The 13,407-nt window shown below is 41.2% G+C and carries 10 protein-coding genes; 6 read left to right on the top strand and 4 right to left on the bottom strand.

Annotation, left to right across the window (positions count from 1 at the left end; all coding sequences use genetic code 11):
* The first annotated feature begins 5 nt into the window (after positions 1-5).
* Positions 6-1,403 (top strand): MBL fold metallo-hydrolase, encoded by a 1,398-nt coding sequence (locus B3P16_RS03745; protein ID WP_286841488.1) that lies wholly within the window; start codon positions 6-8, stop codon positions 1,401-1,403.
* A gap of 123 nt (positions 1,404-1,526) precedes the next feature.
* On the opposite strand, the gene B3P16_RS03740 is transcribed toward B3P16_RS03745, so the two are convergent.
* Positions 1,527-2,384: a hypothetical protein gene (locus B3P16_RS03740; protein WP_112373969.1), complete on the bottom strand. Its 858-nt coding sequence runs from the start codon at positions 2,382-2,384 to the stop codon at positions 1,527-1,529.
* 159 nt (positions 2,385-2,543) lie between these two features.
* Here B3P16_RS03740 and B3P16_RS03735 point away from each other — a divergent pair, with 159 nt between their 5' ends.
* Complete coding sequence (locus tag B3P16_RS03735; protein ID WP_286841486.1) at positions 2,544-4,421, top strand: M1 family metallopeptidase; 1,878 nt, start codon at positions 2,544-2,546, stop codon at positions 4,419-4,421.
* 104 nt (positions 4,422-4,525) lie between these two features.
* On the opposite strand, the gene B3P16_RS03730 is transcribed toward B3P16_RS03735, so the two are convergent.
* Positions 4,526-5,665 carry a glycoside hydrolase family protein gene (locus B3P16_RS03730; RefSeq protein WP_286841484.1) on the bottom strand — a complete coding sequence of 380 codons (1,140 nt, stop codon included), beginning with the start codon at positions 5,663-5,665 and terminating at the stop codon, positions 4,526-4,528.
* 443 nt (positions 5,666-6,108) lie between these two features.
* Here B3P16_RS03730 and hemW point away from each other — a divergent pair, with 443 nt between their 5' ends.
* Complete coding sequence (gene hemW / locus B3P16_RS03725; RefSeq protein ID WP_083295784.1) at positions 6,109-7,236, top strand: radical SAM family heme chaperone HemW; 1,128 nt, start codon at positions 6,109-6,111, stop codon at positions 7,234-7,236.
* 137 nt (positions 7,237-7,373) lie between these two features.
* Complete coding sequence (locus tag B3P16_RS03720) at positions 7,374-8,822, top strand: glyceraldehyde-3-phosphate dehydrogenase (protein ID WP_286841482.1); 1,449 nt, start codon at positions 7,374-7,376, stop codon at positions 8,820-8,822.
* Between the two features lie 74 nt (positions 8,823-8,896).
* Here the strand turns inward: B3P16_RS03720 and B3P16_RS03715 are convergent, their stop codons facing one another.
* Positions 8,897-10,141 carry a 3-deoxy-D-manno-octulosonic acid transferase gene (locus B3P16_RS03715; RefSeq protein ID WP_286841480.1) on the bottom strand — a complete coding sequence of 415 codons (1,245 nt, stop codon included), beginning with the start codon at positions 10,139-10,141 and terminating at the stop codon, positions 8,897-8,899.
* Between the two features lie 65 nt (positions 10,142-10,206).
* Between B3P16_RS03715 and B3P16_RS03710 the strand changes: the two genes are divergently transcribed.
* Positions 10,207-11,199, top strand: coding sequence for a UDP-glucuronic acid decarboxylase family protein (locus B3P16_RS03710; RefSeq protein ID WP_286841478.1), 993 nt, complete (start codon positions 10,207-10,209; stop codon positions 11,197-11,199).
* Positions 11,199-12,230, top strand: a complete 1,032-nt coding sequence (galE, locus tag B3P16_RS03705) for a UDP-glucose 4-epimerase GalE (RefSeq protein WP_046674775.1) — start codon at positions 11,199-11,201, stop codon at positions 12,228-12,230. Before B3P16_RS03710 ends, galE begins: the two co-directional genes overlap by 1 nt.
* Positions 12,231-12,363: 133 nt before the next feature.
* Here galE and B3P16_RS03700 read toward each other — a convergent pair whose 3' ends face one another.
* The gene (locus B3P16_RS03700) at positions 12,364-13,101 is read right to left on the bottom strand and encodes a hypothetical protein (protein WP_286841476.1); all 738 of its coding nucleotides are present in this window, start codon (positions 13,099-13,101) and stop codon (positions 12,364-12,366) included.
* Positions 13,102-13,407: the final 306 nt, after the last annotated feature.

Raw genomic sequence — 13,407 nt, 5'->3', positions numbered from 1 at the left:
ACGCTATGTTTTTTCAACACATTTTTGAGTCATCTTTAGCACATTCAAGTTATATCATTGGTTGTCAAGCCAAGGGTGTCGCTATTGTCATTGACCCTAAAAGAGATGTAGACAGCTATCTTGAGATTGCACAAAAGAATAATCTGACCATAACGCATATTGCGGAAACACATATCCATGCCGACTACCTTTCAGGTACGCTAGAGTTAGCCGCATTGACAGGCGCCCAACCTTATCTATCCGATGAAGGTGGAGAAGATTGGCACTATGAATTCCCACATATTGGATTAAAACATGGCGATCAATTTCACGTTGGAAATCTGATTTTCCAGGTTATCCATACACCCGGACATACGCCCGAGAGTATCAGTTTTGTATTGATTGATACGCCTGCAACCATGGAGCCGGTCATGCTATTTACAGGTGACTTTGTGTTTGTTGGCGATATCGGACGCCCAGATCTGTTGGAAAATGCAGCGGGAATGGTCGGAACCAAGGAAATTGGGGCCCACCAAATGTACCGATCGTTACAACATTTCCTGACGCTACCTGATCATATTCAGGTATGGCCCGCGCATGGGGCCGGATCCGCTTGTGGAAAGGCGCTGGGCGCCGTTCCGAGTTCAACGGTTGGTTATGAAAAAATACGCAATTGGGCACTTCAATACCAAAACAACGAAACAGCCTTCGTGGAAGAACTATTATCAGGACAGCCCGAACCACCACGCTATTTTGCCATGATGAAAAAACTCAACAAAATAGCGCGGCCATTGCAAACGGCAGTTCCTCAGTACAACAAGTTAACGAACGAAACTTTTCTGGATTTATACCAGCAAGGAACAACCGTCATTGATACACGCTACAAGTTTGATTTTGCCAAAGGGTATCTCCCCAATAGCATCAATATTCAGAACAACAAAACATTTAATACCTGGGCTGGCTGGATCCTTAATTACACAGATCCGTTTATACTCATTGTAGCGGAAAGTCAATTGGACGACATTGCCCGCAAGCTTATGCGCATTGGATTGGATCAAGTCGCTGGATATGTTACGCCAGATACGATCCCGCATTTGGGAATTGCATTGGAGCACCAGCAACTCATCGGTTTCGAAGAGATGAATAGTGTATTGGGCAGATCCGATATCCAAATACTTGATGTACGCAATTCTAGTGAGTTTGCAGAGGGGCATTTACCTCATGCTACTCATATCTTTGTCGGTACAATTGCAGACAATCTCCACAAAATTGACCAAAACAATCAGCTGTACCTGCACTGTCAGTCTGGAGACCGCGCAACAATAGCAGCATCCATATTGGCAAAAAACGGTATTAAGGACGTCAAAATTTACAGTCCTTCCATCAATGAATGGAAATCAAAGGGCGGAACTTTGGTGCAATAACCTTAAGAAAAAGATCCCAGAATAAACATTCCTGGGATCTTTTTTTAGAGAACCAAACGATACCATCGAATTTGAGCTGCCAATGCATGATAAGGAGCAACTCAACTCGGCAGTATATTTCGTTTATAGACTATTTCTATTGATCCGCAAGAATTCGATAACCTCATCCTTCTTCTCTTCCATCTTGCCTTTCTTTTCGGTAAATTGATGATTATAGATGGTCAGATACTGATGGTCGTCCGTTTCAGATTCATATAATTCGGCCGTGGCAAAAGAGAAATGCTCTTCTTCATCTGAAAGATGATCATACACATAGGCAAAATCATGATTCCCCAAGGAGCTTACGACGGCATCTTTATCCGCCACGAATTTCAACCTTCCGGGCAATGTCCGCTTATTCATCCATACTTCGTCTTTTTCAGAAAAAGGATAAATAGTAATACCGCGGAAAGCCATAATAAGCGGCGTAATCAGAATAATACCCATCTCAATCGCCCAAACGGCCCACAACATACCACCCGAAACCGGGCTCTTTTTCAAGGTAAAGGTACCGACTTCGTTTAAACCTTGCATCGCTTCCCAAATAAATGAAGGGTGTAAGAAAAAGGCTTTGAACCCTTCCAGATTGAAAGATGATTTTACCCAGGTATCTCCGCCCATGGTTCCCTCCGCATTGTACATCAGCGAAACGAAAAGAGCCCATTGCGCATAAAAGGCTAAAAGCGCGACTAGCAAAGTAATCAATAGTGCAATGCCCTTATTTCTTAATTTCCATTTTTTGAAACAGAAATTCAGCACATAGAATATCCCAGCACCAAATCCCAATGTAATAAATACATTAAAATAAATAATAGGGATAAACCACTGCAAAGCGATGTAAACAATTGCCAATACAACGGCACTAATTGTGCCTAGCACAAGAGATCCGATAAATGCCAAAGCAGGAGCCTTTCCCGAGGGCTTATAATATAGATTTTCCATAAAAACAGTAAAATTGATTTTTAACTTAACAGTTAAATTCCCTAACCAAAACCACGCCAATTCCCAAAGAACAGTCAACTTTCGTCAAGATTTGATGACATTAACTTCGTTACATTCGTTTAAGTGCCATTTATTGAGACAATTTTGTAAGTTTGGGGCATGAAAATCAAAATAATATCCTTTTTTACACTTGCATGTGTATTGAATATTTGGGGGGCAGTAGCGAAGGCCCAAAGAAAAGGATTCTGGCAACAGAAAGTTGACTACCATATGGATGTCAACGTGGATGAAAAAGCATATCAGTACGATGGAAAAATGACCTTGAAGTACAGCAATAATTCAGGGCAATCACTTAAAAAAGTATATTTCCATTTATATTTCAATGCTTTTCAACCAGGATCGATGATGGATTACCGCTTAAAAAACATCAGTGATCCAGACAAGCGCATGGTGACCAACCTTGGCACAAAAGAAAAGCCGGTATATCAAAGCCGCATTGGAGAGCTTAAGACCAATCAAATTGGTTATCAAAAAATCAAAAGCTTAACAATGAATGGGGCTAACGCATCATTTAAAATTGACGGAACGATCTTGGAGGTCGCTTTACCAACTCCTATCCAAGATGGCGAAACAGCACGTTTTGATATGGAGTGGACCGCACAAGTTCCGGAACAAATCAGAAGAACTGGCCGGAATTCTGCCGAAGGTGTAGCATTATCTATGGCGCAATGGTATCCGAAGATGGCCCAATTCGATGAATTCGGCTGGCATTTGGATGAATATACAGGTCGTGAATTTATTGCTCCTTTTGGCAATTTTGACGTCACCATACACCTCAATAAAAATTATGTTGTTGGTGCCTCAGGTGTTCTTCAAAACCCATCAGAGGTCAAAGGTTATCAACAGAAAGCGAAAGTAAAAGCCATCGACAATAAAGCGACCTGGCACTATAGAGCCCAAAATATCCATGATTTTGTCTGGGCCGCAGACCCCAAATTTGTTGTGGATTCCGCTTCAAGTAAAAATGGTATAAAAGTATATACCGTATTCTTGCCAACTGACAAAGAAGTTATTTCAAATTGGAAAACGGCAATAGGCCTTTCTACCGAATTCTTTGACTTCTGTAGTGCGAAGTTTGGTAAATATCCATGGCCAACTTATACCATCATTCAGGGTGGCGATGGTGGTATGGAGTATGGCACAGCTACTCTGATCACAGGCGGCCGCAATCTAAAAAGTCTTGTTGGTGTCATATTCCATGAATCGGCACACTCCTGGTACCAACAATTGTTTGGGATCAATGAAACCGTAGATGAATGGTTTGATGAAGGTTTCACCTCCTATGTCGAAGAGTTGGCCATGCAACATATCTTTGAAAAAAGAGGTGCTATTGCCTCCAACCCACAAATTGCCGCCTACCGTGGCTACTATAAATTGGCCCTTTCTGGTAAAGAAGAACCGATGAGCTTACTGGCAGATTATTATAACACCAACTATGGCTACAGCAACGAAGCATACAACAAAGGTGCCGTGCTTGCAGAACAGTTGGGTTATATTATTGGTCAGGAAAATTTGGAAAAAACCTTCCTGAAATTTTATGACATCTGGAAATTTAAACATCCGACACCAAATGATTTTAAACGCGTTGCTGAAGAGGTTTCCGGTATAAACTTAAAATGGTATTTCAATCTGTTTATCAATACAACACGTCAAATTGATTACGCCATCGAAAAAGTAACAGACACCGACATTTTATTGGCTAATAAGTCAAATTTTGCCATGCCACTGGATGTTCTGGTAGAATACACAGATGGAAGTAAAGAACTATTTTATATTCCTTTGCGTGAAATGCGGGGAGAAAAACCGGAAGAACATTTTGACATATACAAAGGTGTTAAAAGGACCGTGCTTAAAGATTGGTTTTGGACCAAACCCGACTATACTATCCATGTGTCGAAAACACCAAAAGCGGTAACTATTGATCCTTCACTACGCTTAGCGGATGTAGAATCGGCAAACAACAGTTTTAGCAAATAACTCGTAGATTCCCATTATCTGAACAGATCGGGGTAAAAAAAGCTTCCAAACCACTTCACATATACCTGGTTTGGAAGCTTTTTTTGCTAATCACCTCACCTGAATCAAGTACTCTTAAGAGGAATAACCATATTCCATGTGCGTTCAAATTGATAGGGCGCCGAACCATCTCCCGTAGCAGCAAACAAATGCGTAGGTTTCCCATTTTCAAATAATAAAAACGGTCGTTCAAAATTCGCCTGATGACTCGTTGTGCCATCATCCCATTGAATTGTTTTAGAATAAGCTTTTACAGACTTTGAAAGATGCCAATCTATACCATCTTTGGAATAAGCGTGTATCCCGCCCCCCTCTTCACCGCAGATCTTTCCGTAACGGTCCTTCATAATAAGTTCAAACTGCTGACCATTATGCCACACAAATGGATCTTCTACATCATTTTCATGGTTTTGGTCCGTATGGAATGAAAAAATGGGTTTTTCCGACAAACGGCGATAAGGTCCGAGAAAAGAATCTGCTTGTGCAGCTCCCAATAGAAGTGGCGGATTATAATTTAGTGGGGAAGATATATACACTAAATAAACCTTTCCGTTCGGTAAGACAACTGGCGAAGGGTTTGATGTAATGGAGGCATCCCATTCTCCTTTCCGCGGATTCAGAATCGGTTGATCAACTCGTTTCCATGGCCCTGCAATTGATCTGGAATAGGCCATCCCAATACGTTTATGCATCCAGGCTTTCTGGCCTAGGCCCGACTCCCATACATTTTCTGTAAAAGCAGGAGTTGGCTCATCATAATTATTGCCAAAGTAATAAAGTACATAATAGTCACCGCTTTTTACAATGCGCGGATTGTGTGTTGTACAACCATCAAAATATTGCTTCCCCCGAGCGGGCAAAACAACTTCAACAAATTCGTATGGCCCTTCAGGGGTATCTGAAATAGCCCTGACGACTTCTGAGTTTGTGACCCAATTACCAAAACCATATTGTTTGCTCCAACGCGAAGCAAACATATGATATCGTCCATCCTCTCCTTTTATAACCGAAGGATCCCAAATCCAATAATCTTTCATCGCAAATCCGCCGCCTTTTGGTGCCGGTAACAACCGATCGATAAAAGAGTCCTGATTATTAAAAGAGTCTTTAGGAATAGCCCCAAACGCATATCCATGGTTTGAAAACAGGAAGAGGCCGGAAACACCGGCAACGTTTTTTAGAAAGTCTCGACGGGAGGTTTTCATACATTTTACTTTTATTAGAAGAAAATAATTCGTTTTCTAATCTATTTGATCGGCTCCCATGAAATAATTTACACGAGGCTGATACCCACAATTTTTTAGAAAGAAACTCTTGAATTCACTTTCCTTCATCAGACATGAGGTGTTATATTGGTACTTCTACAAAAATATCGACAACAAGATAACGAATAACCAGCTCGTTGTCAACCTTCTTGTGGATGATTCTTCCATCCTATTGCACTTTCTTTTTAAATCCTTTAATGAACTGCGGAAAAGTCCAACAGCTATCTTACCCGGAATTTATTCGGCTAGTGGCTACCGGAAATAGTTAAACCTATAAATTCCTCTTGCATCTAGGCATAAGTCTAGAAAAGATTTCAGGTATGCATACTCGAAAGAAGAAAAAATAAGGAGCGATTTGGTCAGGTCTTGGTATATTTGTCCCCATGATTTATGTCCATATTCCCTTCTGTAAACAGGCTTGTCATTATTGTGACTTCCATTTTAGCACTTCACTACAATACAAAAGTGAGATGATCAATGCCATACGACGGGAAATTGAACTCAGGGCATCCTATTTGGAAGACAAAAAGGTCGAATCGATCTATTTTGGTGGCGGTACCCCTTCCTTACTGGAAGCGGATGAGATCGCCCAGATCATCGATACGATAGGGAAGCATTTTGACATCGCAAATCATGCTGAAATTACACTGGAAGCTAATCCCGACGATTTAAATGCCGCCAAAGTAAACAGTCTACGGAATACAGTAATCAATCGATTCAGCATAGGCATACAGTCTTTCTTTGAAGAGGATCTTAAATGGATGAACAGAGCACATAATCAACAAGAAGCACTGGCTTCAATTATGCGGGTGCAAGATGCGGGCTTTGAAAATATTACCTGTGATCTTATTTATGGCTATCCGTTACTGACTGACGAGAAATGGCGCCACAATATGCAACAGCTGATTGACTTTGAAATTCCCCATATTTCTTCGTATTCCATGACTGTAGAAAATAAGACAGCATTGGATCACTTCATTAAAAAAGGCTTAAGTCCAGCAATTGATTCGGATCAGGCCGCAGATCAGATGAGTCTCCTTATCCATACATTGAAAGCTGCGGGATATGAACAATATGAAATTTCCAATTTTGCAAAAAATGGCCTTTATGCGCGTCACAATACAAATTATTGGAAAGGTAAACATTATCTTGGTATAGGCCCTTCGGCACATTCGTTCAATGGAATTTCCAGAGCCTGGAATGTTTCCAACAACGCGAAATATATGACCGCAATCAATTCAAACCAACTTCCCCTGCAAATTGAGGAGCTTTCAACATTGGACCAAATCAACGAAAGTATCATGACTTCGCTGAGAACCATGTGGGGGCTCGATTTGATTGCGCTGGAAAGTAAATTCGGGCAATCTATCAAAAACCGCGTATTGAAGGATGCAGAGCCATTTCTGGAAGAGGGCAATCTTGTTTTGGAAGAAAGTAAATTACGTTTAACGGATGCAGGTAAATTAATGGCCGATCATATCATGTCCGACCTATTTGTTATAGAAGATTAATAAATAAAATAGATAAAAATTACAAAAACAATAATAACAACCGTGTTTATGTTTTAAATATTACGAAAATAAAAATATAGGTTATTTTTTTTGGCTCTTTGTGCTATGTTTGCAACATAATCTATTATAACATTATTATGTCACACAAGCCATCTTTTGACTTAGAGATCAAAAGTTACAGAGAGCAACAAAACGCTGCCGTAAGCTTAATTCAAATTGTCAGTAACCTGTGGTATAACCGCGCTATTGAACTTGTATTTTTTCGAAATCAACTCATTGATGTAAAATCGAGTTCAATTCTTAACCTGGTCAAGGAAAGCGTCCTCCTTACCGAAGAGCCATTCGATATTTTTGACACTCTTCAGGTGGCACAGGAATTGGAAAAGCTCACCCTATCTCCTGCACGTATCGATATCGGAAAACTGACCTTACAGGTCAAGAAACAGGCAATTGACAACAACGACCTGCCGAGTTTTATAACAAATGAATTAAAGGACATCAATCAACAAGCGGAATTAAAACCACGCGATGTTGTTCTTTATGGATTTGGCCGTATCGGCCGTTTACTCGCCCGAGAGCTTATGCATAAAGCCGGTGCCGGACAGCAGCTTCGCCTTCGTGCCATTGTAACCCGGGACGCCAATGACAGCAAGTCCATATTGAAAAGAGCGACACTATTAAAAACAGATTCCATACATGGTGCATTCGAGGGCGACATACAGGCCGACATTCCTAATCAGGCACTTATTATCAATGGTATCACTGTCCACCTTATCTCAGCCAAACAGCCAGAAGATATCGATTATACCGAGTATGGAATACAGCATGCTTTGGTCGTCGACAATACGGGCGCTTTTCGAGATGAGCAAGAACTAAGTCGCCACCTGCAATCCAAGGGTGTCGCCCAAGTTTTATTAACAGCACCGGGGAAAGGTGTTCCAAATATCGTATATGCAGTCAATGAAAATAATATTGACTTGCAAAAGCATGCGATCTTTTCCGCTGCTTCCTGTACGACGAATGCAATATCCCCTATTTTGGCGGTGCTTGAAAATAAAATAGGCATTGAAAAAGGACATATCGAAACCATACATTCCTATACCAACGACCAGAATCTTGTCGACAATATGCACAAAAAGTCCAGACGGGGTCGTGCTGCGGCGCTCAATATGGTGATCACAGAAACTGGAGCGGGCGCTGCTGTTTCAAAAGTATTGCCATCGCTAAAGGGCAAACTGACCTCCAATGCCATTCGCGTTCCCGTGCCAAACGGATCATTGGCAATTTTAAATCTCGAAATTAAAGCCAAAACTACGGTCGACGAAATCAATGCACTTTTAAAAGAGGCATCTCTGCAGGGTGACCTGGTCGAACAGATTAAATTTTCTAAAGATCATGAACTCGTTTCTTCGGATATTATTGGTTCCACTGCCACCGCAATCGTGGATGCTCCAGCGACGATCGTTTCGGGAGATGGCAGGAATGTTATTCTATATATCTGGTACGACAATGAATACGGATATTCCCATCAGGTGATGCGCTTATCGCGTCACATTACCGGTGTAAGAAGATATACCTATTATTAGGAGGCAGTCAAGCATCAAGAATAAGAAACCACGCGTAACCTGCAGAATATAGGCGGCGGCAGTACAGCTACCGCTTATATTTTCACGGAATTGCTTTTGAGGTATTTCATTATAATTGCTGTTGCTCCGGCCTTCTGCAGCACATACGCACGGGCCAGTTTTCCCGCCTCTTGACGGACAGCCTGATCTTGTAGAACAGCAAAGACTTTCTTTAGTTCTTTAGCACTACCAATGGCGAAACCGGATCCATTTTGCACGAGCTCTTTCGCCTCCTGAAACTTCTTGAAATTTGGACCAAATAGCACCGGTATGCCATACGTTGCAGCCTCGAGTGTGTTATGTATCCCTACGCCAAAACCACCACCAATATAAGCCAGTTGGCCATAGCCATACAAAGACGAAAGCATACCAATGTTATCGATAACCAGCACCTTTGAATCGGCAACTAATGCGGCATCGTAGCTAGCCATCTCCGAAAAGCGGAGCGCCTTCGGCCAAAGGTTAAAAATGCTCGCCAAATGTGATTCATTGATTTCATGTGGCGCCAAGATCAGCTTATAGTCTGAATAACCCTGAAGCAATTCCTGTAGAGCCTGTTCATCTTCCGGCCAGGTACTTCCTGCGACAAGCGTCGGACTTTCACCAACAAATTGGCTGATCTCGGAAATCATTTTTCTATTTTTAGGAATGTCTACCACGCGGTCAAAACGTGTATCTCCGGCTAACCCAGCATTCCGTATCCCATATTCTTTCAAAAGACGTACACTTTCTTCATTTTGCACAAAGAAGTAAGTCACAAAACTTAAAATTTTCAGAAAAAAAGTACCATAAGCCTGAAAAAAGATCTGATCGGGTCTAAATATTGCTGAGATCAGAAACAAGGGAATGCCCCGTTTATGTAGGCCTTCAAAAAAATAATACCAATATTCATATTTCGTGAACACAGCGAAACTTGGATTGATCATGTCGAGAAAAAGCCGTGCATGCTGAGCAGTATCATAGGGGAGATAAAAAACATAATCGGCCAAAGCGGTGTTTTTTCTGATTTCGTAGCCAGAGGGAGAGTAAAATGTTACAATTATTTTATGATCCAAATAATTATTTTTCACCGCTTCCAGGACAGGTCTTCCCTGCTCAAATTCGCCCAATGATGCAAAGTGAAACCAAATATGTTTTTGGGAAGAATCAACCGTTTGTTTCATCCTCGAATACCAGTCTTTTCGCCCCTCTACCATAAGCTTGGCTTTGGCGTGAAAAGGAGCCAAAATACGCAGTAAGAGTCCATAAAGAAAGATTCCAATTGAATAAAGCAAACGCATGTTTTTAAAATAATGTTTATCTTAGTCAAAGATATTAAACCCATTTCATTAAACGGAACCATTGAGTGGAAAATAAACATAGCAAACGGATTTTGATAACAGGAGCAGCTGGCTTCCTCGGTTCTCACCTTTGCGATCGCTTTATTGCGGAAGGTTACGATGTCATTGGAATGGACAACCTGATTACCGGAGATCTACAGAATATAGCACATCTATTTAAGTTGGAAAATTTCGATTTCTATCATCACGATGTATCGAAATTTGTCCACGTTCCCGGACACTTGGATTATATCTTGCATTTCGCTTCGCCAGCCAGTCCCGTTGATTATCTTAAAATTCCGATACAAACATTGAAAGTCGGATCTTTGGGAACACATAATCTCTTGGGCCTTGCACGCGCCAAACAAGCACGCATATTAGTAGCCTCCACCTCTGAGGTTTATGGCGATCCACTTGTTTCGCCACAATCCGAGGACTACTGGGGCAACGTAAATCCCGTTGGACCTCGCGGTGTATACGATGAAGCGAAGCGTTTCCAGGAGGCAATAACAATGGCCTATCATAATGTACATGGTCTGGATACCCGTATTGTCAGGATATTTAACACCTTTGGTTCCAGAATGCGTCTGAATGATGGCCGAGCTATTCCTACCTTTATCGCACAGGCGATTCGGGGGGAAGACATTACGATTTTTGGGGATGGTTCGCAAACACGATCATTCTGTTATATTGACGATCAGATCGAAGGCATTTTTCGCTTGTTGCATTCAACTTGTGCAACACCTATAAATATTGGTAATCCGGACGAAATCAGCCTACTGCAATTGGCCCATGAAATTGTTGAATTGACAGACAGCTCGAGTAAAATCGTCTACGAACCATTGCCGGTTGATGATCCAAAACAACGGAAACCTGATATTGACCTGGCGAAATCTAAATTAGCCTGGGAGCCTCAAATAGATCGAAAAACAGGATTGAAAAAAACCATAGCATTTTACAAAAAGATCCCTTTGGATACGTTATCACATAAAGACTTTACTTACTATAATCAACAATAATGAACAAAAAAATATTAGTCACAGGAGGAACAGGTTATATCGGTTCTCACACAGTGGTCGAACTACATCAAGCAGGATATGTGCCTGTCATCGTGGATGATCTGTCCAATTCAAACATCAAAATTTTGGATCAGGTTGAGAAGATCATCGGCGTTAGACCTGAATTTCACCAGTTTGACCTTTGTGACACAGACCGCGTGAATGAATTTGTAAAAAACAATACCGATATCTCGGGCATTATCCATTTTGCGGCCTCTAAAGCTGTAGGTGAATCTGTACAGAAGCCCTTAAAATATTACCACAACAATTTTTTCTCGTTAATCAACTTATTAGAAGCATATCAAAATAAGCCGATTAATTTTGTCTTTTCTTCAAGCTGTACCGTATATGGTGAGCCAGACTATTTACCTGTCGACGAAAGTGCTCCCGTGAAGAAGGCAACCTCTCCTTATGGTAACACAAAACAAATTGCGGAAGAAATTTTACAGGAGACTGCCGCTGCATATGATAACTACAACATTATCGCACTCCGTTATTTCAACCCAGTAGGTGCACATGAGTCGGCTTTGATCGGTGAATTACCAAACGGCGTTCCTCAGAATCTGCTTCCATTTATCACACAAACTGCCATTGGAAAAAGAGAAAAGTTAACGGTATTTGGCTCTGATTACGACACACCGGATGGATCTTGTATCCGCGACTACATCCATGTTGTTGACTTAGCAAAAGCTCACGTTGCAGCAATCAGATTGTTGGAACAAGGCAACCCGAACGGAAAATACGATGTCTTTAATGTGGGAACTGGAAACGGATATTCTGTCCTTGAAGCGATCAAAGCTTTTGAGAAAGCTTCTGGACAAAAACTGAATTACGAATTTGGTCCACGTCGTGATGGAGATATTATCAAGGTTTATGGCGACGTTACTAAATCAGCTAATCAGTTGCATTGGAAAGCAGCACTTGGTATTGATGAAATGATGGCTTCTGCCTGGGCATGGGAAAAAAATCTGAAGGAAAATCCATTGGATTAAAAGTAGCCTATTGTGCGGCAACAAAGCATAATACTTAGCTTAACGTTATATGACCGTCTTAAAAACTAAGACGGTCATATTTTTGGCAGTACGAGTCCTTCGACATCCCTTCTTTCGAATCCTTCCAACCACATCATTCAAGCTGAAAAGCAGTTAGAATCGAAGCTGGATTAAAATCCTTTTCGTTGAGTATATTTGGCCGACGACGATCTTTCGCGAGATATAAAATAGTAAAGCCAACAAAAATAGAACTGCCTACAAAATCACCACATGGTATGGACAAGGATTTTTCCGGTATGATGTTCTCTTTATACTTCACATCATATTCCCATTCCGTGTCTTGAATGACGACAGATCTAAGTTGATCAAAATTGAATGCGAATGCTTGAAATTTGAATACAATGGCATTACATCTTTTAGGAAGGATCATGGCTCTTTTCATATCAAACTCCGGAAAAGACACCTTCAGTTTTTTCTTTTTGCTCAGTGAAATGGCAGGATCGATAAAAAGATAGTCCTGTGTTGGACAGTTTTCATTGAATTGAAAATTTACCAAGCGATCCAGTACACAGTTACTCAGTGTTCGACTGCCTTTTTCGCGATCAAGATTTGTCTTTATCACACGGTAGATCTGCCTATTAAGGCGATTGCCCATCTGCCCATCGTGGAGCTGCTGATGGATTTCACTAAGATACGTTCGAATCAGTGCACCGGCACGGCTCACCGTTCCAAACTCCCGCCCTGCTTTTTTTGTATCTTCCTTTTGTTTGACAGGCTTTGGCCTACTCTGAACATAATTTTTGTCACCAACTTTTCTATTTACGAGAGGACCAACCAGCCCCCTGATAAATCCATTATCATTGACTCCCATACTTCAATTTACTAAGGGAAAGCCTGAAAACCAAACATCAGCCTGATTTTTAGTGATTTACAAATAGCAGTCAAACGAGGATTTTAAATCTTGCAATTTTCAAGGGTCTTTTTTGCAAATACCTTATAGCCAAATCCGCCTTATGTTCTGCTTGCTCCCAACTTGTAAAAAACGTACCAGCACAATGAAAGCACTTAAAAAGGTAGATTCAACGTGGACTCACTGTGGACTCACCTTGCATACAGGTCAAAGCCGGCCACAATACGATCTCAACTTGTCCTCCAAAAGGTCCCTCGGCCATCCGTT

This window comes from Sphingobacterium sp. UBA7631, assembly GCF_002483935.1.
Taxonomy (GTDB): Bacteria; Bacteroidota; Bacteroidia; order Sphingobacteriales; family Sphingobacteriaceae; genus Sphingobacterium; species Sphingobacterium multivorum.
The sequence above is the reverse complement of the archived record's forward strand: the minus strand, read 5'-3'. Positions and strand labels throughout refer to the sequence as shown.